Annotated in this window: 23 protein-coding genes; 19 read left to right on the top strand and 4 right to left on the bottom strand. The window is 63.6% G+C overall.

Going from position 1 to position 23,618, the window contains the following annotated elements; translation table 11 throughout:
- The first annotated feature begins 98 nt into the window (after positions 1–98).
- The gene (locus KW825_RS13850) at positions 99–998 is read left to right on the top strand and encodes a LysR family transcriptional regulator (RefSeq protein WP_218329544.1); all 900 of its coding nucleotides are present in this window, start codon (positions 99–101) and stop codon (positions 996–998) included.
- 66 nt (positions 999–1,064) lie between these two features.
- Here KW825_RS13850 and KW825_RS13855 read toward each other — a convergent pair whose 3' ends face one another.
- The 3 genes from KW825_RS13855 to KW825_RS13865 all read right to left on the bottom strand — a co-directional run bounded on the left by KW825_RS13855 (position 1,065) and on the right by KW825_RS13865 (position 3,579).
- Positions 1,065–1,715 (bottom strand): cold shock domain-containing protein, encoded by a 651-nt coding sequence (locus tag KW825_RS13855; RefSeq protein ID WP_218329545.1) that lies wholly within the window; start codon positions 1,713–1,715, stop codon positions 1,065–1,067.
- Between the two features lie 113 nt (positions 1,716–1,828).
- Positions 1,829–2,395, bottom strand: coding sequence for a cysteine hydrolase family protein (locus tag KW825_RS13860; RefSeq protein WP_042652744.1), 567 nt, complete (start codon positions 2,393–2,395; stop codon positions 1,829–1,831).
- A gap of 20 nt (positions 2,396–2,415) precedes the next feature.
- Positions 2,416–3,579 carry an FAD-dependent oxidoreductase gene (locus tag KW825_RS13865; RefSeq protein WP_218329546.1) on the bottom strand — a complete coding sequence of 388 codons (1,164 nt, stop codon included), beginning with the start codon at positions 3,577–3,579 and terminating at the stop codon, positions 2,416–2,418.
- 257 nt (positions 3,580–3,836) lie between these two features.
- On the opposite strand from KW825_RS13865, the gene miaB reads away from it, so the two are divergent.
- From miaB to lnt, 5 genes are all read left to right on the top strand, one after another.
- On the top strand, positions 3,837–5,270 hold the full coding sequence (gene miaB, locus KW825_RS13870) for a tRNA (N6-isopentenyl adenosine(37)-C2)-methylthiotransferase MiaB (RefSeq protein WP_042652746.1): 1,434 nt from the start codon (positions 3,837–3,839) through the stop codon (positions 5,268–5,270).
- A 54-nt stretch (positions 5,271–5,324) separates the two neighbouring features.
- Positions 5,325–6,380 (top strand): PhoH family protein, encoded by a 1,056-nt coding sequence (locus tag KW825_RS13875; RefSeq protein ID WP_218329547.1) that lies wholly within the window; start codon positions 5,325–5,327, stop codon positions 6,378–6,380.
- A complete protein-coding gene (gene ybeY, locus KW825_RS13880) occupies positions 6,377–6,847 on the top strand; it encodes an rRNA maturation RNase YbeY (protein WP_042652748.1) in 471 nt (156 codons plus the stop codon). Before KW825_RS13875 ends, ybeY begins: the two co-directional genes overlap by 4 nt.
- A gap of 194 nt (positions 6,848–7,041) precedes the next feature.
- Positions 7,042–7,923: a CNNM family magnesium/cobalt transport protein CorC gene (gene corC, locus KW825_RS13885; protein ID WP_042652749.1), complete on the top strand. Its 882-nt coding sequence runs from the start codon at positions 7,042–7,044 to the stop codon at positions 7,921–7,923.
- A gap of 210 nt (positions 7,924–8,133) precedes the next feature.
- Positions 8,134–9,663, top strand: a complete 1,530-nt coding sequence (gene lnt, locus KW825_RS13890; protein ID WP_218329548.1) for an apolipoprotein N-acyltransferase — start codon at positions 8,134–8,136, stop codon at positions 9,661–9,663.
- 68 nt (positions 9,664–9,731) lie between these two features.
- Here the strand turns inward: lnt and KW825_RS13895 are convergent, their stop codons facing one another.
- Positions 9,732–10,214, bottom strand: coding sequence for a zinc ribbon-containing protein (locus KW825_RS13895; RefSeq protein WP_218290575.1), 483 nt, complete (start codon positions 10,212–10,214; stop codon positions 9,732–9,734).
- 145 nt (positions 10,215–10,359) lie between these two features.
- Here KW825_RS13895 and leuS point away from each other — a divergent pair, with 145 nt between their 5' ends.
- The 13 genes from leuS to ybeD all read left to right on the top strand — a co-directional run bounded on the left by leuS (position 10,360) and on the right by ybeD (position 23,525).
- Positions 10,360–12,939, top strand: coding sequence for a leucine--tRNA ligase (leuS, locus tag KW825_RS13900; protein WP_218329549.1), 2,580 nt, complete (start codon positions 10,360–10,362; stop codon positions 12,937–12,939).
- A 57-nt stretch (positions 12,940–12,996) separates the two neighbouring features.
- Entirely contained in the window at positions 12,997–13,479 is a 483-nt protein-coding gene (lptE, locus tag KW825_RS13905) for an LPS assembly lipoprotein LptE (protein ID WP_218290573.1), read from the top strand.
- Between the two features lie 13 nt (positions 13,480–13,492).
- Positions 13,493–14,527: a DNA polymerase III subunit delta gene (gene holA / locus KW825_RS13910; RefSeq protein ID WP_218329550.1), complete on the top strand. Its 1,035-nt coding sequence runs from the start codon at positions 13,493–13,495 to the stop codon at positions 14,525–14,527.
- A 76-nt stretch (positions 14,528–14,603) separates the two neighbouring features.
- A complete protein-coding gene (gene nadD, locus KW825_RS13915; RefSeq protein WP_218329551.1) occupies positions 14,604–15,251 on the top strand; it encodes a nicotinate-nucleotide adenylyltransferase in 648 nt (215 codons plus the stop codon).
- A gap of 251 nt (positions 15,252–15,502) precedes the next feature.
- Complete coding sequence (rsfS, locus tag KW825_RS13920) at positions 15,503–15,841, top strand: ribosome silencing factor (RefSeq protein ID WP_042652756.1); 339 nt, start codon at positions 15,503–15,505, stop codon at positions 15,839–15,841.
- A 39-nt stretch (positions 15,842–15,880) separates the two neighbouring features.
- The gene (gene rlmH, locus KW825_RS13925) at positions 15,881–16,348 is read left to right on the top strand and encodes a 23S rRNA (pseudouridine(1915)-N(3))-methyltransferase RlmH (RefSeq protein WP_042652757.1); all 468 of its coding nucleotides are present in this window, start codon (positions 15,881–15,883) and stop codon (positions 16,346–16,348) included.
- Positions 16,349–16,451: 103 nt separating this feature from the next.
- On the top strand, positions 16,452–18,377 hold the full coding sequence (gene mrdA, locus KW825_RS13930) for a penicillin-binding protein 2 (protein WP_218290570.1): 1,926 nt from the start codon (positions 16,452–16,454) through the stop codon (positions 18,375–18,377).
- Between the two features lie 70 nt (positions 18,378–18,447).
- Entirely contained in the window at positions 18,448–19,551 is a 1,104-nt protein-coding gene (gene rodA / locus KW825_RS13935) for a rod shape-determining protein RodA (RefSeq protein ID WP_042652759.1), read from the top strand.
- The gene (locus tag KW825_RS13940) at positions 19,551–19,685 is read left to right on the top strand and encodes an FtsW/RodA/SpoVE family cell cycle protein (protein WP_106887594.1); all 135 of its coding nucleotides are present in this window, start codon (positions 19,551–19,553) and stop codon (positions 19,683–19,685) included. The genes rodA and KW825_RS13940 overlap by 1 nt, the downstream gene beginning before the upstream one ends.
- Complete coding sequence (gene mltB / locus KW825_RS13945) at positions 19,685–20,680, top strand: lytic murein transglycosylase B (RefSeq protein WP_371315811.1); 996 nt, start codon at positions 19,685–19,687, stop codon at positions 20,678–20,680. Before KW825_RS13940 ends, mltB begins: the two co-directional genes overlap by 1 nt.
- Complete coding sequence (locus KW825_RS13950) at positions 20,622–21,557, top strand: septal ring lytic transglycosylase RlpA family protein (protein ID WP_218290569.1); 936 nt, start codon at positions 20,622–20,624, stop codon at positions 21,555–21,557. The genes mltB and KW825_RS13950 overlap by 59 nt, the downstream gene beginning before the upstream one ends.
- A gap of 177 nt (positions 21,558–21,734) precedes the next feature.
- On the top strand, positions 21,735–22,982 hold the full coding sequence (locus tag KW825_RS13955) for a serine hydrolase (RefSeq protein ID WP_042652762.1): 1,248 nt from the start codon (positions 21,735–21,737) through the stop codon (positions 22,980–22,982).
- Positions 22,983–23,261: 279 nt separating this feature from the next.
- Complete coding sequence (ybeD, locus tag KW825_RS13960) at positions 23,262–23,525, top strand: DUF493 family protein YbeD (RefSeq protein WP_042652763.1); 264 nt, start codon at positions 23,262–23,264, stop codon at positions 23,523–23,525.
- Positions 23,526–23,618: the final 93 nt, after the last annotated feature.

Here is a 23,618-nt window from a genome sequence, read left to right on the forward strand (position 1 = left end):
CCCGGTCAAGCCAGCAGTTGGCCCGTTACGACACCATTAGAACAAGGCAGATAGATAATTTATAATCACTAAATCGCCACATTGGATAACCAAATGGAATGAAATTCGACCTGAGGCAACTGCAGGCATTCGTGATGCTGGCCGAGACGGCCAACTATCGGGAGGCCGCCCACCGGCTGTTCATCACCCAGCCGGCGCTGACCAAGCAGATCCAGGGGCTGGAGCTGACTCTCGGCACCACCCTGTTCAACCGGGGCCGTCACGGCGCCGAGCTGACCGCCATCGGTGCCCAGTTGCTCACCCAGGCCAGCGCCCTGGTCGAGCACGGCAAGGGCTTCGAGCGCCATGCCCTGGCGCTGGCGAGCGGCGTCGCCGGGCGGCTCAAGATGGGTTTCGGGCTGTCGAGCTTCGCGCTGGCCCCCTCGCTGGTGGCCCGCTTCAAGCAACAGGCCCCCGATGTGATGGTGCACCTGCAGGACATGACCTCGGCCATCCAGCACGAGCGGCTGCTGTCGGGGCAGTTGCAACTCGGTTTCATGCGCCGGCCACAGGCACCCCAGCTGCAGGAGTACCGGCTGTTGACCGATCGGCTGGTACTGGCCGTGCCGACCCAGATGACCAGGCCGGATCCTGCCCGCTTCGATGTGGAGTGGGCGCTGACCCATCAGCCGCTGCTGCAGATGGTGGGCCATCGCTGCCCCGGCCTCAGCCAGCAGATCGCCAGCTTCCTCGGCGCCAACCGGCTGACCGGCATGATCCAGGAGGCGGAAGACATCCAGACCCTGGTGGCCCTGGTCGCCGCCGGGATAGGCAACGCCATACTGCCGCGCAGCGTCAGCTTCATCGCCGGCCCGGACGTGACCCTCTACCCCCTGTCTGGCCCTTACTCGGAGTGGGAAATCAGCCTGGTGTGGAACCCCTCCTTCGCCGATCCCATCCGCGATCGCTTCCTGCAACTGGTCAGGGAGACCCACCCGGAGGCCATTACCGCCCCCTGATGGCGACGGGGCGAACAAAAGAAGGGCCGCTCGTCTCAGCCGAGCGCCCCTTGCCACCTTGACGGCTCAATGACCGCACCACTGATCTTCACAGGGAATGCCATCGCCCTCCCCGTCCATCTTGGTGTTTGGGCAATGTTGCAGGAACCAGGTCGCCTCCTCGCAGGAGCTCATCTGGGAGCAATGCTGCCGGCCATCGCATTGACGGATAAAAGTGGCTGCCTGTGGCGTGCTATGGGCAGTGCTCACCTCATCCTGACTGAAAGAGGAAACTGAGGAGGGTGAGACCGACTCGGCCGAGAAGCGGGAGTAGATGGAAAACAGCCCCGCCAGCACCAGCAGGGGGATCAGCTTGCCACGCCAGTCACCCCTGCGCCTATAGGAGGGCTGGAGGCGGGGCCTTGGTGCCGCCGGTCGATCAGAGCGGCTTGCCATGCCGACAGATTCATTGCGCGCAGGCGAGGGCCGCTCGCTGGCGGGGCCGGCTCCCTGCGCCAGCGACAGGGGCCGATCGGGGAAATACACCTGCAGGGCACGGGGCTTGTCGTCCTTGCCCACCCCCAGCTGGTAGGAGACCCGCTCCCCGACCTCCGGGGCCCTGCCATCGAAGTGCAGGGCGGAGACATGCACGAAGATCTCGGCCCCTCCCTGCTGCGGTTTGATGAATCCGAAGCCGCGCTGGGGGTTCCAGCTCGCGATCCTGCCCTGATAACCCATGCCCTCATCCTTGTGGCCACCGACTAAGCCCCATCATGCCTCGAAACGGACCCGTCTCGACAGGGGCTGGCGGATAAAATGTGAGCGACGTGGGCAATGCCGGCGGCGGGAGCTCAGCTCAGCTGGCCGACCTTGATGATTTCGGCGATGCGGCCGAGCATCCGCAGCGAGCCGTGGTGCTCGATGGCATCTGCCGCGGCGCAGGCATCCTCCAGGATGCTGATGGTGTAGTCCCGATCGTGACCATCCCGGGCGGCGGCCTGAATGGCCCAGCTGGTGCTCACCCCGCACAGGTAGAGATGATCGATCCGGTTGGCCCGCAGGGCGGGCTCCAGCGCGGTGCCGTAGAAGGGGCTGACCCTGGGCTTGGTCAGTACCAGATCGCCGGGCTGCACATCCAGCTCGGGATGAAAATCGGTGCCGCTATCGGCCAGGGAGAGCGCGCCGAACTGGTGCGCCCGGCCAAACATCGGGGAGCCCTTGGGTTGCAGCCGATACCCTCCGTCAAAGCCCACCTTCATCAGGATCACCAGCCAGCCCTGGGCGCGGGCATGGGCCAGCGCCTGATTGGCATGGGTGATGGCATCCTGCTCCAGCACATGGGCCGCCGAGGCGGCGATGCGCCCGTCCGGGTGGGCCAGATCGTTGATAAAGTCGATCACCAGCAGTGCCTTGTTCATGGTGCAAGCTCCCTCGTTGTTTATACCAGCCCCAGTGCGTAGCGTAGCGCCATCTCCTTGAGCGGGCCCGCCCTGTCCGCCAGGGTGAGCGCCAGATTGCGGGCGAGCCTGAGCGGCCCTATCTCGTTGCTGAACACCCCGTAGAAGAGATCCATCCCCGACTGCATCAGCAGGTTGTCCGGACGGCGCCGGCGCTCGTAGCGCCCGGCCAGGGCGAGCTGGTGCCAGTCGCCGCCGGCCTTGTGCAATAACTCGACCCAGCAGGCCACGTCCTTGAAGCCGAGGTTGACCCCCTGCCCCGCCAGCGGGTTGATGGTGTGGGCGGCGTCGCCGAGCAGCAGCACCCGCCCGGCGTGATAGTCGTTGGCATGGCGGCGCACCAGCGGGAAGCTGCCCTTGCCGGTCACCAGGAAACCGCCGAGCCGGGCCGGGAAGTGCTGGCGCACCTCGGCGGTCAGGGCCTCATTGCTCATGGCGGACAGGGCCCGGATGCGGGCCGGGCTGTCGTACCACACCAGGGAGCCGTGCCGGCCCGGCAGCGGCAGAAAGGCGCGCGGGCCGCTCGGGGTGAACTGCTGCCAGGTGATGTCTTCCTGCTCGAAGTCGGTATCTATGTTGATCAGCATGCAGTGCTGGCGATACTCGAAGCGCGACACCCCGATCCCGGCGAGACGGCGGGTGAGCGACTCGGCGCCGTCGCAGGCCAGCACCCAGCGCGCCTGCAGCTCGGTACCATCGTCGAGCAGCAGGGTGGCGTGGTCGGCGCTCTGCTGCAGCCGCGTCACCGCCGCCGGGGTATGGGTCTGGATGTTGGGGAAATCTTCCATTCGCTTCAGCAGGGCGAGCTGCACCAGCCGGTTCTCGATGATGTAGCCGAGCTGGGGCAGGCCGAGGTCGGCGGCATCGAAGCGGGTGGCGAAGCCGTCCAGCTCCCAGGTCTCCAGCCGGCGATAGGGGCACAGCCGCATCTGTTGCAGCCCTTGCCAGGCACCGGCCTGGGTCAGCAGGGCCACCGAGGCCTGGCTGATGGCGGAGACCCGCAGATCCAGCGGCTGCTCGGGGGAAAACGGTGCCGGCAGCTGGGTCTCGATGACCCGGACGTTGAGGCCCTGGCTCGCCAGCAGACAGGCGGTGGCGGCACCGACCATGCCGGCGCCGACGATGGCGATATCACAGTGTTGCATAGCGAGTTTCCTGAGAAAGGGGTCGCCCCGGACAAGGATAGAGGGGCCAAACCGAATGGGGGCATGATACCGCAAGGGGGCGCGATAAACAGTGAGACAGGCGGCGAATTGCCGTGCCAAATCAGGGCCAAAGCCCGTGCTGGCGGGAGGGAGGGCCCCAGTGGCGGGCTGGATATTCGCTAGTCAGTGCCCGGATTGCGGAGTAAAATGCCCGGTCCTTTGACCCTGTCGATTACAAAAAACAGTCAAGAGTAGCGATGAGCAAGAAACTTCACATTAAAACCTGGGGCTGCCAGATGAACGAGTATGACTCGTCCAAGATGGCGGACCTGTTGGACGCCAGCCATGGTTATCAGCTGACCGATGAGCCCGCAGAGGCCGACGTCTTGCTGCTCAACACCTGTTCCATTCGTGAGAAGGCGCAGGAGAAGGTGTTCCACCAGCTCGGGCGCTGGAAGAAGCTCAAGTTGAAAAAGCCAGGCCTGGTGATAGGTGTGGGTGGCTGCGTCGCCTCTCAGGAAGGGGCGAGCCTGCGCCAGCGCGCCCCCTATGTGGACATCGTCTTCGGCCCGCAGACCCTGCATCGTCTGCCCGCCATGATCAAGCAGGTCCAGGAGGGCCGGGGCGCCCAGATAGACATCGCCTTCCCCGAGATCGAGAAGTTCGACAACCTGCCAGAGCCGCGCGCCGAGGGCCCCACCGCCTTCGTCTCCATCATGGAAGGCTGCTCCAAGTACTGCTCCTTCTGCGTGGTGCCCTACACCCGTGGCGAGGAGGTGAGCCGCCCACTGGACGACGTGCTCTACGAAATCGCCCAGCTCGCCCAGCAGGGCGTGCGCGAGGTGAACCTGCTCGGCCAGAACGTCAACGCCTACCGCGGCCCGACCTTCGATGACCAGCACTGCACCTTCGCCGAGCTGCTGCGACTGGTGGCCGCCATCGACGGCATCGACAGGATCCGCTACACCACCAGCCACCCCATCGAATTCACCGACGACATCATCGAGGTCTACAAGGACACGCCGGAAGTGGTCAGCTTCCTGCACCTGCCGGTGCAAAGTGGCTCCGACCGTATCTTGACCATGATGAAGCGTCCGCACACCGTGCTGGAGTACAAGTCCAAGATCCGCCGCCTGCGCAGCGTCCGTCCCGACATCACCATGAGCTCCGACTTCATCGTCGGCTTCCCGAACGAGACAGACGAAGACTTCGAGGCCACCATGAAGCTGATCGAGGAGATCAACTACGACATGAGCTTCAGCTTCATCTACAGCCCGCGCCCCGGCACCCCGGCCGCAGATCTGCCGGACGACGTCGACATGGAGGTGAAGAAGGCCCGCCTGGCCCGGCTGCAGAACCAGATCAATCACCAGTCGATGCTCATCGGTCGCGCCATGCTGGGCTCGGTGCAGCGCATCCTGGTGGAGGGCCCCTCCAAGATGGATCCCATGCAGCTCAGTGGCCGCACCGAGAACAACCGGGTGGTCAACTTCGAGGGCCCCCATACCTTGATCGGTGGCTTCGCCGACGTGGAGATCACCGACGTGCGGCCCTACTCACTGCGCGGTCTCTTCATCCGTGGCGAGGACGAGATGAATCTGCGCATCGCCACCGCGCCGAGCGAGATCCTGGCGCGCCGGCCCGACAACGTGCCCGATGATCTGGGCGTTGCGGCCTTCAGACCCCACTAATTACCCTCTCCCCCTCCGCCAGCCGGAGGGGGAAACAGCTGAGACGAGGACATTTTGAGCCGACACATCTCGACCCTGAACCTGCACCTGGAGCCCGCCGACAACCTGCGCCTCGCCAGCCTGTGCGGTCCCTTCGACGACAATCTCAAGCAGCTGGAGCGCCGTCTCGGCGTCGAGATCAGCTACCGTGATAACCACTTCCAGCTGCTCGGCAAACAGGCCCAGGTGGACGCCGTCGCCGTCATCCTCAAGCACCTCTATGTGGAAACCCAGCCCCTCAAGGGCGGCAAGGTGACCGACATCACCCCCGAGATGGTGCACCTGTCGGTGCAGGAGTCCCGTGTGTTGGAGCAGGACGATGAGGAAGCGCCGAGCCAGCCCCATGGCAAGGAGGTGACGGTCAAGACCAAGCGCGGCCTCATCAAGCCCCGCAGCCCCAATCAGGCGCAGTACATCGCCAACATAGTGCGCCACGACATCAGCTTCGGTATTGGCCCGGCCGGTACCGGCAAGACCTATCTCGCCGTGGCCGCGGCGGTGGACGCCCTGGAGCGCCAGGAGATCCGCCGCATCCTGCTGACCCGCCCGGCGGTGGAGGCGGGGGAGAAGCTCGGCTTCTTGCCGGGGGATCTCTCCCAGAAGGTGGATCCCTACCTGCGTCCGCTCTACGACGCCCTGTTCGAGATGCTGGGCTTCGAGCGGGTGGAGAAGCTGATCGAGCGCAACATCATAGAAGTGGCACCGCTCGCCTATATGCGCGGAAGAACCTTGAATGATGCCTTCATCATCCTCGACGAGGCCCAGAACACCACCACCGAGCAGATGAAGATGTTCCTGACCCGCATCGGCTTCAACTCCAAGGCGGTGGTGACCGGCGACATCACCCAGGTGGATCTGCCGCGCAGCACCAAGTCCGGCCTGCGCCACGCGCTGGAGGTGCTGCAGGGAGTCGATGGCCTGTCGTTCAACTTCTTCGAATCCAAAGACGTGGTGCGCCACCCGGTGGTGGCCCGCATAGTGCAAGCCTACGAGGCGTTCGACGCCGCGCAGGCCGAGTCCCTCCCGGCCAAGTCCAATAAAACCAACTCAAGAGAAGAGAGTGCCCAATGAGCGTGACCCTGGATCTGCAACTGGCCTGTGCTGACGAGCAAGGACTGCCGACCGAAGCCCAGCTGCAAGGCTGGCTCGACGGCACCCTCCTCGGCTTTCAGGACGAGGCCGAGGTGACGGTACGGCTGGTGGACGAGGCGGAGAGCCGCGAGCTCAACCTCACCTACCGCGGCAAGGACAAGCCCACCAACGTGCTCTCCTTCCCGTTCGAAGCCCCTCCCGGCATGGAGCTGCCCCTGCTCGGCGATCTGGTGATCTGTCGCCAGGTGGTCGAGGCCGAGGCCGCTGAACAGGGCAAAACCCTGGACGCGCACTGGGCTCACATGGTTGTGCACGGCAGTCTGCATCTGCTAGGTTATGACCATATCGAGGATGAGGAAGCCGAGGAGATGGAGGCGCTGGAGCGCGACATCATGCAGGAACTCGGCTTCCCCGACCCCTATCTTGACGATGAAGTCGAGGCCTGAAGGCGAACGGAAAGCCGAGGCGATGGCGCACCGCAGGCGCGCGACATCCGGCAGAAACTCGGCTTCCCAACACCTAATATTGACGATGAAGAATGAGTGCCGAGGAGGCGGGTCACAGTATTGAAACAGACTGCGGCCATCCTCACTTAGCACAGCCAAGAACCCCTATGTTCAATGAGTAACCAAGAGAAAAAATGACCGACGAACACCCTAGTACCGGCTCGCCGAAGAAAACCTGGCTCGACAAACTCAGCCAACTCTTCCAGGGCGAGCCAAAAGACCGTAACGATCTGGTGGACGTGATCGCCGATGCCGAGGAGCGAGACCTCATCGATCAGGACACCAAGGACATGATCGAAGGCGTGCTCGAAATAGCCGAGCTGCGCGTGCGCGACATCATGATCCCCCGCTCCCAGATGGTGACCATCGAGAAGTCCCAGCCGGTGGACCAGTTCCTGCCGGTCATCATCGAATCCGGCCACTCCCGCTTCCCGGTGATCAACGAAGACAAGGATCATGTGGAAGGCATTCTGCTCGCCAAGGATCTGCTGCCATTCGGCTTCGGCGGCCATCATGCCAGCGAGCCGCTGCAGCTCGAGCAGATCCTGCGCCCCACTGTGATAGTGCCGGAAAGCAAGCGGGTCGATCGGCTGCTCAAGGAGTTCCGCGAGGAGCGCTACCACATGGCCATAGTGGTGGACGAGTTCGGCGGGGTCTCGGGTCTGGTGACCATCGAGGACATATTGGAGCTCATCGTCGGCGAGATCGACGACGAATTTGACGACATAGAGGATGAACAGGAAGAGATCCGCCGCATCAGCAAGCGGGTCTTCTCGGTCAGCGCCCTCACCGAGATCGAAGACTTCAACGACTTCTTCGGCACCCAGTTCAGCGATGAAGAGGTGGACACGGTCGGCGGCCTGGTGATGCACGCCTTCAGCCACCTGCCGAAGAAGGGCGAGGAGATCGAGCTGGACGGCTACCTGTTCAAGGTCATGCATGCCGACCGCCGTCGCCTGCAGCAACTACAAGTCAAGATCCCGGAGAATCACGCGGCGGCCCAGCCCGAGTCCTGATCCCGCGTCATCATGATCTGACGATTCAGCGCCCCTGCTTGCAGGGGCGCTTGTCATTTCAGCACTGCCGTCTCGCCTGCTCGCCACCATCAACCCCGCCTCAATACGGTGTCGAAATCCCGATGGCCGGGAGGCTCGCCGTTGGCGCGCTTTGCGGTTAAGATGTCGGCCACTTAACTTTTATTCAGCCCAATTCGAGCCCCTAGCCCAGTGAAATCGAAACTTCTGACAAGCCTATGTGCCTTTGCTTGTGGCGCACTCGCCGTGCTGGCCTTCTCCCCCTTCGGCTACTGGCCTCTGGTGATCCCCTCCCTGCTCGGCCTCTATGCCCTGCTGGACAAGGCCAACCCCAAACAGGCCGCCTGGCGCGGTTTTGGTTACGCCATGGGGCTCTTCCTGCCGGGTCAGTGGTGGATCCACGTCAGCATGACGGAGTTCGGCGGCATACCGCTGCCGGCGGCCTTCGTGTTGCTGGCGGGGCTGGCGGCCTATCTGTCGCTCTACCCGACCCTGGCCTGCTGGGTCTTTGCCCGCTTCTTCAGCGGCCGCCACTGGAGCCGTTGGCTGCTCGCCTTCCCGGCGCTCTGGCTGCTGGCCGACTGGCTGCGGGGCTGGGTGATGACCGGCTACCCCTGGCTCTGGTTTGGCTATACCCAGATCGACGGCCCCCTCAAGGGCTTCGCCCCCATCCTCGGGGTGCAGGGCATCACGCTGGCGCTGCTGCTGTGTACCTCCGCGCTCTGGCTGACCTGGCAGAGCCGCAAGCCGGCCTGGCTGCTGTTGCCCGTCGCCCTGGTGGGCGCCGCTCAGGGGCTGATGCAGCTCAACTGGGTGACCCGGGGCGAACCGGTCAAGGTGGCGCTGGTGCAGGGCAACATAGCCCAGTCCCTCAAGTGGGATCCGGAGGCCCTGGTGCCGACGGTGCGTACCTATCAGGATCTCAGCCGCGAGAACCAGGATGCCGACGTCATCATCTGGCCCGAATCGGCGATCCCGGCCATCGAGAAGGAGATGGGCAGCTATCTGGAGAGCCTGGACAAGGCGATGAAGGTGAACGACACCGGCCTGCTGGCGGGCATCATCCATTACGATCCGGTGCAGCAGCGCTTCTTCAACACAGTGCTGGGTATGGGGGTGCAGGATCTGGACGGCAAGGAGTCCTACCACTACGAGCACAAGAACCGCTACTCCAAGTATCACCTGCTGCCCATAGGGGAATATGTGCCGTTTGAAGATTGGCTGCGTCCCATAGCCCCCTTCTTCAACCTGCCCATGTCCTCCTTCAGCCCGGGGGATGCGGTGCAGCCGAACCTGATCGCCAAGGGGCTCAAGTTCGCCGCCGCCATCTGCTACGAGATCATCTTCCCGGACGAGGTGCGCCGCAACGTCCAGCCGGATACCGACTTCCTGCTGACGGTCTCCAACGATGCCTGGTTCGGTACCAGCATTGGCCCCTGGCAGCACATGGAGATAGCCCGCATGCGCGCCCTCGAGCTGGCCCGCCCGCTGCTGCGCGACACCAACACCGGCATCACCATAGTCACCGAGATCGACGGCAGCATCATCGCCCAGATCCCGCAGTTCGAGGCAGGGGTGCTGCGCACCGAGGTGCGGCCGGCCCACGGCTCGACCCCCTATCTGCGCTTCGGCAGCTGGCCGCTGTACGGCCTGACCGCCCTGCTGCTCGGGCTGGCGCTGGCGCTGCGCCCCCGTGCCCACCCCTGGGCGCGCCAGCTCTGAGCCAACGCTCGCCCATAAAAGAGGCGCCCTCCAGGGGCGCCTCTTTTCATTGGGTCGGGTGGTAGCACTCAGGGTGACAGCGGCTCGCGGTGATACTCGTTGGCGCCGCACTCAGGGCAGGTGCCGAGTCGCTCCGGGTGCAGCACCGTATGGCGCCACTCGCAGTGGTCGCACACCAGCACACCGAGCCCGACCCAGTCGCCGGCCCGGTAGATGCCCTTGTGTTCCAGCTCCTCCGCCAGCTCACTCCACTCCACCTGGGCCCGGTCGGTCACGTCCGCCAGCCAGGACCAGGCGGTATCCTTCAACGCCAGCATGAAGGCAGACTCCGGCGCCTCGGCCCGCCCCTCGTCGTAGTTGCCAAGATCCCGCTTCACATACTCGGCGATCAGCGCCAGTTCGTCCTGGGTCAGATCGCCGGCCGCCTCCAGATAGGCCTGCACCTTGTCGATCATCCGGTTGAGGCGCTCCCCCTGGAACTCTTCGGTCTCCTGCCATTGCTTTTTAAGCTGAGCGATGAAGGCTTCGTACCCTTGTCGACGTTTGTCCATGGTCGTTACTCCTCTGCTGAACCCTGATCGTGCCTGGCACGAGGCGGGGCGGATGCTGGCGGTTGTTGCCGCCGCAGGATATGGGTATTCTATCGGGATTTCCCAGCTGATTTATCTATTCATTTCACAGATCCGGATGTCACCAATGCAAGAGCAATACGTTCCCCAATCCATAGAACCAGCAGTGCAGCAGCACTGGGATGCCAAGAAAACCTTCAAGGCCGTGGAGAAAGTAGACAAAGAGAAGTTCTACTGCCTCTCCATGTTCCCCTATCCGTCTGGTCGCCTACACATGGGGCACGTGCGTAACTACACCATAGGTGATGTGATCTCCCGTTATCAACGGCTCAATGGCAAGAACGTGCTGCAACCCATCGGCTGGGATGCCTTCGGTCTGCCGGCAGAAAACGCCGCCATCAAGAACAACACGGCACCGGCGCCCTGGACCTACGAAAACATCGAATACATGAAGAACCAGCTGAAGATGCTGGGGCTCGGCTACGACTGGGATCGCGAGCTGGCGACCTGCAAGCCGGACTACTACCGCTGGGAGCAGTGGTTCTTCACCAAGCTCCACGAGAAGGGCCTGGTCTACAAGAAGACCTCCTCCGTCAACTGGTGCCCGAACGACATGACGGTGCTGGCCAACGAGCAGGTGATCGACAACTGCTGCTGGCGCTGTGACACCCCGGTGGAGCAGAAAGAGATCCCCCAGTGGTTCATCAAGATCACCGACTATGCCGAAGAGCTGCTCAACGACATCGACAACCTGGACGGCTGGCCAGAGATGGTCAAGACCATGCAGCGCAACTGGATTGGCCGCTCCGAAGGGGTCAACATCCACTTCCAGATAGCCGATCAGGATGGCGACCTCGAGGTCTACACCACCCGTCCGGATACCTTCATGGGCGTGACCTATGTGGGCATCGCCGCCGGTCACCCGCTGGCTGCCCAGGCTGCCGCGACCAATCCTGAGCTGGCCGCCTTCATCGAGGAGTGCAAGCACACCAAGGTGGCCGAGGCTGAGATGGCGACCATGGAGAAGAAGGGCATGGCCACCGGCCTCTACGCCATTCACCCGCTGGATGGCCGCAAGGTGCCGGTCTGGGTCGCCAACTTCGTGCTGATGAACTATGGCACCGGCGCCGTGATGGCGGTGCCCGGCCACGATCTGCGCGACCATGAGTTCGCCACCAAGTACGGCCTCGAGATCAAGGCCGTCATCAAGCCCGCCGAGGGTGAGGTGCCGGACGTTGCTGCCGCCGCTTACACCGACAAGGGTGTGCTGTTCAACTCCGGCGAGTTCGACGGCCTCGAGTTCCAGGCCGCCTTCGATGCCATCGCCACCAAGCTGGAATCGATCGGCAAGGGCAAGCGCACCGTCAACTTCCGCCTGCGCGACTGGGGCGTCTCCCGTCAGCGCTACTGGGGCGCCCCCATCCCCATGTTGACCCTGGCCGACGGCACAGTAGTACCAACCCCGGAGGATCAACTGCCGGTGCTGCTGCCGGAAGACGTGGTGATGGATGGCATCCAGAGCCCGATCAAGGCCGATGCCGCCTGGGCCAAGACCACCTATAACGGCCAGGAAGCCTTCCGGGAAACCGATACCTTCGACACCTTCATGGAGTCCTCCTGGTATTACGCCCGCTACTGCTCCCCGGACTACGACAAGGGCATGCTGGATCCCGCGGCCGCCAACCACTGGCTGCCAGTGGATCAGTACATAGGCGGCATCGAGCACGCCTGTATGCACCTGCTCTACGCCCGCTTCTTCCACAAGCTGCTGCGCGATGCCGGTCTGGTCAACAGCGACGAGCCGTTCAAGCGCCTGCTCTGCCAGGGCATGGTGCTGGCCGACGCCTTCTACTACAAGGACGAGAAGGGCGGCAACGTCTGGGTCAGCCCGACCGAGGTCAAGGTGGAGCGTGACGACAAGGGTCGCATCACCAAGGCCATCGACCTTGAGGGCCGTGAGGTGATCCACTCCGGCATGACCAAGATGTCCAAGTCCAAGAACAACGGCATCGATCCCCAGCTGATGGTGGAGCGTTACGGCGCCGATACCGTGCGCCTGTTCATGATGTTCGCCTCCCCGGCCGACATGACCCTGGAGTGGTCCGACTCCGGCGTCGAAGGGGCCCAGCGCTTCCTGCGTCGCCTGTGGCGCCTGACCTTCGAGCACGTCAGTGCCGGCAGCGCCCCCGCGCTGAACCTGGCCGCCCTGACCGGCGATCAGAAAGCGGTGCGCCGCGAACTGCACAAGACCATCGCCAAGGTGAGCGATGACGTGGGCCGTCGCCAGACCTTCAACACCGCCATCGCCGCCATCATGGAGCTGATGAACAATCTCTCCAAGCTGGATACCGGCGAGCAGGACAGAGCCCTGATGCAGGAAGCGCTGGAAGCGGTCGTGGTCATGCTCTACCCCATCACCCCGCACATCGGCTTCGAGCTGTGGAAGATGCTGGGCAAGGAAGGAGACATCGACGTAGCCAGCTGGCCGGTGGCCGACGAGAGCGCCATGGTCGAGACCGAGAAGCTGGTGGTGGTGCAGATCAACGGCAAGATGCGCGGCAAGCTGACAGTGCCGGCCGAGATCAGCCAGGCCGAAGTCGAGAAGCTGGCCATGGCCGATGCCTCGGTGCAGAAGTTCACCGAAGGCCTGACCGTGCGCAAGGTGGTCTACGTACCGGGCAAGCTGCTCAACATCGTCGCCAACTGATGATCCGACGGCGGGCTGGTGCCCGCCGTCGTTCCAGCCATTCAAAGAGGAATTCACATGGGCATGTCCCTTACTCGCTGGATTGCCATCGCGCTGACGGGCCTGCTGCTGCAGGCCTGCGGTTTTCAGATGCGGGGCACCGCCATCCCCCCCGAGCTGATGACCATGAAGGTGGTCGGTGACAACAAGAGCGATTTCTACCGGCTGGTGACCACCCGCCTCAAGGCCTCAGGGGTGACCCTGGCGGACAAGGAAGGCATCCCGGTGCTGACCCTGGCAGGCGTTCGCAGCAGCAGTCAGGTTGCCTCCGTCGACTCCATCGGTCAGGAGCGTGAGTACCTGCTGGGTTACAGCACCCAGTTCAGCATCACTGTGCCGGGCAAGCCGACCCAGGTCTTCCCCATCACCTTCAACCGCAGCTTCCTGAACAAGCCGGATGCGGCGCTCGCCTCGTCTCGCGAGCAGGAGCAGCTCGGCAAGGAGATGCAGGAGCAGGCCGCGAACCTGGTGATCCGTCAGCTCAGCCAGGTCAAGTTCTGATGCGAGTATCTTGATGAGAGTCTACCCCGAGCAGTTTGCGGACCATCTCAAAGCAGGGCTCAAGCCCTGCTATCTCGTTTTTGGTGACGAGCCGCTGCTCAAGCTGGAGGCCATCGACGCCATCCGGCAGGTGGCCGGCAAGCAGGGTTTCGACGAACGCCACAGCTTCGTGGTCGAAGCCGGGCTGGACTGGAACCAGGTCTACGATGCCTGCCAGGCCATGAGCCTGTTCTCGGCCCGCCAGATCATCGAGCTGGAGCTGCCCGCCAAGGTCGACAAGGATCTCGCCGCCCGCATCACCGAGATCGGCAAGCAGCTGCATCCCGACCTGCTGCTGGTGCTGAGCGGCAATCGCCTCAACCAGACCCAGATGAAGGCAGCCTGGTTCGACAAGCTGAGCCAGAACGGCACCTATGTGCCGGTCAATCACCCCGAGCCCCGCTTCTTCCCGCGCTGGATGAGCGCCCGTTTTCAGCGTTTCGGCCTCAAGGCCCTGCCGGACGCCATCAACTTCATGTGCCACGCCTATGAGGGCAACCTGCTGGCCGCGAGCCAGGAGATAGAGAAGCTGACCCTGCTGGCGCCGCCCCAGCCCATCAGCGTCGCCTATCTACAAGAGACCATCATACGTCACGCCCATTTCACGCCGTTCCAGCTCATCGATACCCTGCTGGAGGGCAAGGTGAACCGGGCCCAGCGCATCCTGCTGGCGCTGCGGGCCGAAGGCACCGAGCCCGGCATGCTGGCCTGGGCCCTGTGCCGCGAGCTGGAGCAGCTCACCGAGCTGGCGCTGGCCGCCCGCGCCGGTCAGCCGCTGGTGGAGCACTTCTCCCGGCTGCGTATCTGGCAGAGTCGCCAGCAGCTGATCCAGCAGGCCCTGACCCGCTTGCCGTTTAGCAAGCTGCAGCAGCTGTGGCAACTGATGGCCCAGCTGGACGATGCCCAGCGCCGCTTCGATACCGAGCGGGCCTGGCTGATGCTGCAGACCCTGGCGCTCGGTTTTCGCGATGGCGCGCCACTGCCCCTGCTGGAGTCGGCAGCATGCTGAAGGCACCCATCGGCATATCGGGAGGGACCTTCGCTCCCATCCATATCGCGCTCCTTGAGCTAACAGGGACAGAAACATGCTGAAGGCGCCCATCGGCATCCTGGGTGGCACCTTCGATCCCATCCACATCGGCCATCTGAGACCCGCCATCGAGGCCCAGGGCACGCTCGGGCTGGCCGAGGTGCGCCTGGTGCCGAACCATATCCCGCCCCACAGAGCCAGTCCGTTCTGCACCGGCGAGCAACGCCTCGCCATGGTCAGGCTGGCGGCGGCGGAGACCCCGGGCTTCGTGGTGGATGAGCGGGAGCTCAGGCGAAACAGCCCCTCCTACACCATAGAGACGCTGATCGAACTGCGACGGGAGCTGCCGGACACCCCGCTCTGCTTCCTGATGGGGATGGACTCCTTGCTCGGCCTGCCGGGCTGGCACCGCTGGCGGGAGCTGCTCGACTATGCCCACCTGGTGGTGAGCATGCGCCCGGGCTGGCAACCGGACTACCCGGCCGAGGTGGCCAGCCTGCTGGCCCGCCACCAGAGCAGGCAGGTGTCGGATCTGCACCGCCACCGCCACGGCCACATCTGGCTGGCGGACAACCTGCCCATAGAGCTGTCGGCCACCCGGCTGCGGGCCCTGCTGGCCGCGCGTCAGGATCCCAGATACCTGTTGCCGGCATCGGTGGCCAGCTACATCCGGCAGCAAGGGCTCTACCAGCCCGCACCCTGAATGCCGGACAGGGCCAAGGCATAGCCCCCGACCACAATCCCGTGCTCGGCAGAGCCGACACCCTGAGGCGCAGCCAGCATCGGCTTGACTATTGTCTGGCCCGGTTGCGCACTATAGTGATCAACAAGGGCCCCGCCCGTCGGCGGTGACCCCGGCTCCCTTGCCCTTTACCAAGCTGGGAAACGGGAATGACCATGATATAATCCGCCGCCCTCATGCTGTACAAGCGCGCCGGAAGATAGGAGAAGACATTGCAAGGCCAAGAATTACTCGCCTTTATCGTCGACAAGATCGATGACATGAAAGGTCGCGACATCATCACCCTGGATGTACGCGGCAAATCCAGCATCACGGACACCATGATCATCTGCTCCGGCAACTCCAGTCGCCATGTCAGCTCTATCGCCCACCATCTGGCCAGCGAGGCCCGCCACGCCGGGATCGCGCTGCTCAGCGTGGAAGGTCAGCTCACCGGTGAATGGGCGCTGGTAGACCTGGGGGTCGTCATAGTGCATGTGATGCAGGACGAATACCGCGACTTCTACCAACTGGAAAAACTCTGGGGCGGCGCCCAAGTGCCAACGCAATAGAGTGTGCAGGCGTAACAAAGGGTGCAAGTGTAATAAAAGATGAAGATCCAGTTGATTGCGGTGGGCACCAAGATGCCCGCCTGGGTAGAGCGTGGCTTCGAAGAGTACCGTCGCCGTTTCCCGAAAGACATGCCGTTCGAGTTGGTCGAGATAGGCGCAGGCAAACGCGGCAAGAATGCCGACATTCCCCGCATCCTGCAGAAGGAGGGGGAAGCCATGCTGGCCGCCGCCGGCCGCTCCCGCCTCGTGACCCTGGACATCCCGGGCAAACCCTGGACCACCGAGCAGCTCGCCGCTTCGCTGGAAGCCTGGAAGCTGGATGGTCGCGACGTGGCACTGCTGGTGGGGGGGCCCGAGGGTCTCTCCCCCGAGTGCAAGGCCGCCGCCGAGCAGAGCTGGTCGCTGTCACCGCTGACCCTGCCCCATCCGCTGGTGCGGGTGCTGGTGGCCGAGAGCCTCTATCGCGCCTGGAGCATCACCACCAATCATCCGTATCACAGGGAGTGAGCCATGAGTCTCTGGTGCATCACCCCCCCATGTTCATTCATGTCACAGGGAGCGGCCCCACCGGGTTTCAGTCGCTACCCTTCATCGGCCATAAGGTAACGGCATGCTGAAGAATCGCATCGAGATGCGCGATCACAGTGCCGAGGGACGGCTGTTCTTCCGGCGCACCCTGGTCGCCTACATCGGCATGGTCATCCTCATGCTGGTGCTGCTGGGGAACCTCTACTACCTGCAGGTAGAGTCTTACGACACCTATCAGACCCGTTCCAACGACAACCGCATCCGGGTGGTACCGGTGGCGCCGCCACGGGGCCTCATCTATGACGCCAACGGCGTGCTGCTGGCGGAGAACCGCCCTGTCTACAGCCTGGAAATCGTGCCCGAAGAGACCGGCGATCTGGAGAAGACCGCCGACGAGCTGATCACCCTGCTGGCGCTGCCGGAGGGGACCAAGGAGAAGTTCCTGGCGGAGGTCAAGCGCCAGCGCCGCTTCAAGCCGGTTCCCCTGTTCGAGAAGCTGACCGAGTATCAGGTCGCGCTCTTCTCGGTCAACCAGCACAACTACCCGGGCGCCAGCATCGAGGCCTATCTCAAGCGTTACTATCCGTTTGGCGATACCCTGACCCATGCGCTCGGCTATGTGGCCAAGATCAACACCCGCGACGTGGAGCGCCTCGATAAAGAGGAAAAACTCGCCAACTATGCCGCCACCAAAGACATCGGCAAGCAGGGGGTGGAGAAGTTCTACGAGGATCAGCTGCACGGCGTGGCGGGCTATCAGGAGGTCGAGGTCAACAACCGCGGCCGGGTGGTGCGCACCCTCAAGTTCCAGCCCCCCGAGCCCGGCAAGGACATCTACCTCAACATCGACATCCGCCTGCAACTGAAGGCGCAGGAGCTGCTGGCCGGTCGCCGGGGCGCCATCGTCATGATGGATCCCAACACCGGTGCCATCCTGGCCATGGAGTCGAGCCCGAGCTACGACCCCAATCTGTTCGTGACCGGCATCTCCAACACCAACTATTCGGCGCTGCTCAACGATCCGGCCCGCCCGCTGGTGAACCGCACCACTCAGGGCATCTATGCCCCCGCCTCCACCGTCAAACCCATGATGGCGGTGATGGGGCTGAACGAGGGGGCCATCACCCCCAACTACCGTTACTTCGGCGGCCCCAGCTTCTCCATCCCGGGCACCACCAAGAAGTTTCGCGATTGGCGCCGCTGGGGCCATGGCTGGCTCGATGTCTACCGCGCCATCGAGGTATCGGCGGATACCTACTTCTACGATCTCGCCTACCGGGTCGGCATCGACAAGATCCACGCCTACATGACCAAGTTCGGCTTCGGTCAATACAGTGGCGTCGACCTCTATGAAGAGACCAAGGGGGTCATGCCGTCCCGCGACTGGAAGATGGCGCGCTGGCGTCAGCCCTGGTATCAGGGGGACACCATCTCCATCGGCATCGGCCAGGGCTACTGGAGCTCCACCCCGATCCAGCTGGCCAAGGCGATCAGCATACTGACCCAGAACGGTCACGACGTGACGCCGCACCTGCTCAAGAGCACCGCCTCGGCGGACGGGGTGGTCAACGCCCCCATCAACCCGAACGTGGCCATCGCCGCCAAGAGCGACACCTACTGGCAGGTGGCCAAGGACGGCATGTGGCGCGTCATCAACGGCCACGAGGGCACCGGCCGTCGCGCCTTCGCCAACACCCCCTACAAGGCGGCGGGCAAGTCCGGTACTGCCCAGGTGGTGGGCCTGAAAGAGAACCAGGTCTACAACGCGGCCACCACCAAGGTGGAGCACCGCGACAACGCGCTGTTCGTCGCATTCGCGCCGTTCGAGGCGCCCAAGGCGGTGGTCGCCCTGGTGCTGGAGAACGCCGGTGGTGGTAGCTCCATGGGCGCGCCTGTCGCCCGTCACATGCTGGATGCCTACCTGCTGCCGCCGGAGCCCCAGCTGCCGCCCGCCCCCAGCAAGCCGCCCACCCTTAGCCCGGATCAGAGCGAGGCCGTCCCCCAATGAGTAACTCCGCACACCAGCAGAGCATCTTGCCACCCCAGGCCATCCATGCAGCACGAGGGCTTCTCCCATCATGAGTAACTCCGCTCGCCAACAGAGCCTCTGGTACCGACTGCACATCGACCTGCCGTTGCTGCTCGGCCTGCTGGCGCTGATGACCCTCTCCATGGTGGTGCTCTACTCCGCCTCGGGCCAGGATCTCGACTCCATAGTGCGCCAGCTGGTGCGCGGCGGCCTCGCCTTCGGCCTGATGATCGGCCTGGCCCAGCTGCCGCCCTCCCTCTATGCGCGCTGGTCGGTGCCGCTGTTCGTCGTGGTAGTGCTGCTGCTCATCGCGGTGGATGTGTTCGGCCACATCGGCAAGGGGGCCCAGCGCTGGCTGGATCTCGGCTTCATGAAGTTCCAGCCCTCCGAGGTGATGAAGCTCTCCATGCCCATCATGGTGGCCGCCTGGCTCAGCCGGCACTCCCTGCCCCCCAAGTTCAGCCATGTGCTGATCGCCCTGGTGATGGTGCTGCTGCCGACCCTGCTGATCGCGGCCCAGCCCGATCTCGGCACCTCCATCCTGGTGGCGGCCTCCGGCTTCTTCGTCATCTTCCTGGCGGGGATCAGCTGGTGGCTGATCGGCCTGGCGGTGCTGCTCATCGCCGCCTTCATGCCGGTGCTCTGGTTCTTCCTGATGCACGACTATCAGCGCCAGCGGGTGCTGATGCTGCTGGATCCGGAGAAGGATCCCCTCGGCCGTGGCTACCACATCATCCAGTCCAAAATAGCGATCGGCTCCGGCGGCGTGTTCGGCAAAGGCTGGCTGCAGGGCACCCAGTCCCAGCTGGAGTTTCTGCCGGAGCGCCATACCGACTTCATCTTCGCGGTGTTCAGCGAGGAGTTCGGCCTGGTGGGCGTGGCCCTGCTGCTGGTGATCTATCTGTACATCATCAGCCGCTGCCTGTTCATCTCCATGCAGGCCCAGAACAGCTTCGAGCGCCTGCTCGGCGGCGCCCTGACCCTCACCTTCTTCGTCTATGTGTTCGTCAACATGGGCATGGTGAGCGGCATATTGCCGGTGGTGGGGGTGCCCCTGCCGCTGGTGAGCTACGGCGGCACTTCCATGGTGACCCTGATGGCCGGCTTCGGCATCTTGATGTCCATTCAGACCCATAGAAGGCTACTGGCCTGATGAGGTGGATATATTCTGCCTGTCGTGGAGGCCCCCTGCCGCTGGTGAGCTACGGCGGCACCTCCATGGTGACCCTGATGGCCGGCTTCGGCATCTTGATGTCCATTCAGACCCATAGAAGGCTGCTCGCCTGATGAGATGGGGCTGGATGCTCTGCTGCTGGGCGCTGACGACGAGTGCAGCCCCGGAGTCCGAGCGACTGGAGCGGCTGGCAGAGCAGCAAGCCGTGCCGCTGGCCGAGCTGCAGGCCGCCGCCGCCCAGGCGCAGTTGCGCCAGGAGATCCTCGATACCATAGGCCGGCCCTGGGAGGCCAAGCCCTGGCACCGCTACCGCCCGCTGTTCGTGACCGAGGACAGGATCCGCAACGGGGTCGACTTCTGGCAGTGTCACGCCGAGGTGCTGGCGCGGGCCGAGCAGACCTATCGAGTGCCCGCCGCCCTCATCGTCGCCATCATCGGCATCGAGACCTTCTATGGCCGCCAGATGGGCCGCCACTCGGTGCTCGACAGCCTCTACACCCTGGGCTTTCACTACCCAGCGCGCGAGGAGTTCTTCGCCAAGGAGTTTGCCCAGCTGGTGCTGCTGGCCAAAGAGGAGAAGTGGCCGCTCACCCGCCTCAAGGGCTCCTATGCCGGCGCCATGGGCATGGGCCAGTTCATGCCGTCCAGCTACCGCCACTACGCGGTGGACTTTGACGGGGATGGCAAGCGGGATCTGTTTGCCAACCCGGTGGATGCCATCGGCAGCGTGGCCAACTATTTTGCCCAGCATCGCTGGCGCTGGGGGGAGTCGGCCGTCGAACCCGCCTTGATCGGACTGGCTCCAGTAGGTACCCTGCTTCGGCCCGAGCCCGAGCTCAGGCAGCAGTGGGCCGAGCTGGCCGCGGCGGGCATCGAGCTCGCCACCCCGCTGGCACCGGACACGCCGGTCAAACTGCTGGCGTTGGAACAGGCCGACGGACCGGAATACTGGGTCGCGCGCCACAATTTTTATGTGATCACCCGCTATAACCGCAGCCCTCTGTATGCGATGGCGGTGCATCAACTCAGTCAAGCAATCCAGGAAGCGTATGCATTACAGCCACAAACTTCTCCCGCTCAGCCTGAGCTTGTTGCTGGCCGCCTGTAGCAGCCAGCCGGAGCAGCCCCTGCCCCAGGAACCCGCCTCGCAGGAAAAACCGCCGGTGATCGAGATCCCGCAGGCGACCGGCGCCATCCCGCGCCCCGAACCCATGAGCGCCAGCGGCAACCGGGACTACTGGATCGGCAAGCAGAAGTACGAGGTGTGGCGCGACATCAAGAACTATCAAGAAGAAGGCACCGCCAGCTGGCTGGCGCTGGAGCTCGATGGCAACAAGACCGCCAACGGCGACGTGCTGGACAGCAAGCTGTTCAGCGCCGCCCACCGCAACCTGCCGCTGCCAAGCTATGTGCGGGTCACCAACCTGGACAACGGGCTGGAGACCATAGTGCGGGTCAACGATCGCGGCCCGTTCGACAGCGATCGCCTCATCGATCTCTCCCATGCCGCCGCCCAGCAGCTGGGGATGATAGAAGGGGGTGAGGCGCGAGTTCGACTGGATCTCATCAACGACAGGCCGGATCAGATGGTCGAGATGGTGCCCATGACGCCGATGCAGCCCCTGCAGCCGGCGGCGCCCGCCGAGCAGGGCGCCTTCCTGGGAGATCCCCAGCCTGCGGCTCCCTCGGCCACCGCTCAGGCCGAAGCCCCCGCCAAGCCCGCCGCCACGGCGACCAGCACCCTCTCTGCCCCCAAGGCCGCCAGCGGCCAGGGCAAGATGATCCAGGTGCTGGCCAGTGGCTCCCAACCCAGGGCCGAGGCCCTGGGCAAGGTGATGACCCAGCGCTATGGCGTGCCCTACCAGGTGGTGGCGCACGACGCCCTCTTCCGCGTGCTGCTGGGGCCGGTCGCGGCCGATCAGCAGAGCACCTTGCTGGAGCAGATCCGGCAGGGGGGGCTGGAGCAGGCCTTCATCGTCCCCTGATCATCGGCGCCACCATGGCCCGCGCCGTCACGTCGTATCCCGGCGTGACGGCGCGGGAAATGGATAAAAACCCGTTCAAGATCGCATGCCGGGCTATGACCGGCGAGCGCATCTGGTATAGTGAAACCCGCTTTTTTTAACTTGGGTACAACCCATCCAGGCTCCAGGAATTCCAAGATGTCCAAATTTGCCCGTTCCGTTATTCTGGCCTCCCTGTTAAGCGCCACCGCTCAGGCCAACCAACCGGTGCCGACGCCGGACGCCAACCAGCCAGTACCGACCAGAGACGTCCCCCAGGCCGGCCTGCCGACGCCAAACGCCGCCCCCATGGTCGTTCCCGCCGCGCCTGAGATCTCCGCCAAGGCCCATATTCTGATCGACTACTACTCGGGTCAGGTGCTGGCCGAGCAGAACGCCGAAGAGCGTCTGCCGCCCGCCAGTCTGACCAAGATGATGACCTCCTACATCATCGGCCAGGAGCTGCTGAAGGGGAACATCAAGCGCACCGACATGGTGACCATCAGCCAGAACGCCTGGTCCAAGAACTACTCCGACTCCTCCAAGATGTTCATCGAGGTGGGCAAGCAGGTCTCGGTCGATGACCTGAACAAGGGCATCATCATCCAGTCCGGCAACGACGCCTGCGTCGCCATGGCCGAATTCCTGGCTGGCAGCACCGACTCCTTCGCCAGCCTGATGAACTCCTGGTCCGCCAAGCTCGGCATGAACGACAGCCAGTTCAAGAACCCGCACGGTCTGGATGCGGAAGGCCACTACAGCACCGCCCACGACATGGCCCGTCTGGGTCAGGCCCTGATCCGCGATCTGCCGGAGGAGTACAAGATCTACTCCCAGAAGTCGTTCGTGTTCAACGGCATCACCCAGCACAACCGCAACCGCCTGCTGTGGGATCAATCCCTGCAAGTGGATGGCATCAAGACCGGCCACGTCAGCCAGGTCGGCTACAACCTGGTCTCCTCCGCCACCAACAACGAAGGCATGCGCCTGATCGCCGTGGTGCTGGGTGCCAGCAGCGAAGGCTCCCGCGCCGCCGAGAGCAAGAAGCTGCTGACCTATGGCTTCCGTTTCTTCCAGAGCCTGACCCCCTACAAGGCCGGCACCGAGCTGGTCACCCAGAAGATCTGGATGGGCGACAAGTCTGAAGTGAAACTCGGCGTCGACAAGGACGTGTCCGTGCTGGTCACCCGCGGTCAGGGCAACAACCTGAAAGCCGACTTCCAGCTCGAGAGCGAGCTGAAGGCACCGCTGGCCAAGGGCCAACGGGTCGGTACCGTCTACCTGAAGCAAGGCGACAAGGAGATCAAGCAGGTCCCGCTGGTCGCCCTGGAAGAAGTGCAGGAAGGTGGGCTGATGAGCCGCCTGTGGGATTACCTGGTGATGCTGGTCTCCAGCTGGTTCAAGTAAGCCACAGCGAAAAATAGTGACATGATAGCGGCGCTTATGGCGCCGCTCTGTTATTGGCTGGTTCAACCAGCGAATACCCCTGCAAACTGCAGGTTCCGCCGACTGTCGATTTGTGGTAAAAAGCAGCATCTCCACGTCTTGTCGACCAGCCCGGGCCTTGATCCCGGCGTGGGCCGTGCCCATATTGACTCGTACTGGCGGCCCCGATGGGCCATCGGCCACCAGGCCACACAAGATTAAAGATGAAGTCGTTTCACGACGACGCCAAAAGGTGAGTAAATGAATACCAAGTTTGATGAACTGCTGGAGTTCCCCTGCAAGTTCCCGTTCAAGGTGCTCGGCATTGCCGACCCGACCCTGCCGGACCAGGTGGTGGAAGTGCTGCAGCAGCACGCCCCCGGTACTTACAGTCCCGTTGTCCAACCCAGCTCCAAGGGCAAGTATCACTCGGTTCGAGTGACGGTCACCGCCCAGAGCAAAGAGCACATCGAAGCCATGTACCACGCCCTTGGCAAGATCGAGCTGGTGAAATACGTACTGTAATTTCTCTCTCGCCCCGCCAGGGGCGATTGATTTTGCGTCACCCCCGAGAGCTGACCCATGGTGCCGACTCAAGCGCCAGCCTGTGAGGAAAAG

The sequence above is a fragment of the Aeromonas sp. sif2433 genome (assembly GCF_019218705.1).
Classification (GTDB): Bacteria; Pseudomonadota; Gammaproteobacteria; order Enterobacterales; family Aeromonadaceae; genus Aeromonas; species Aeromonas encheleia.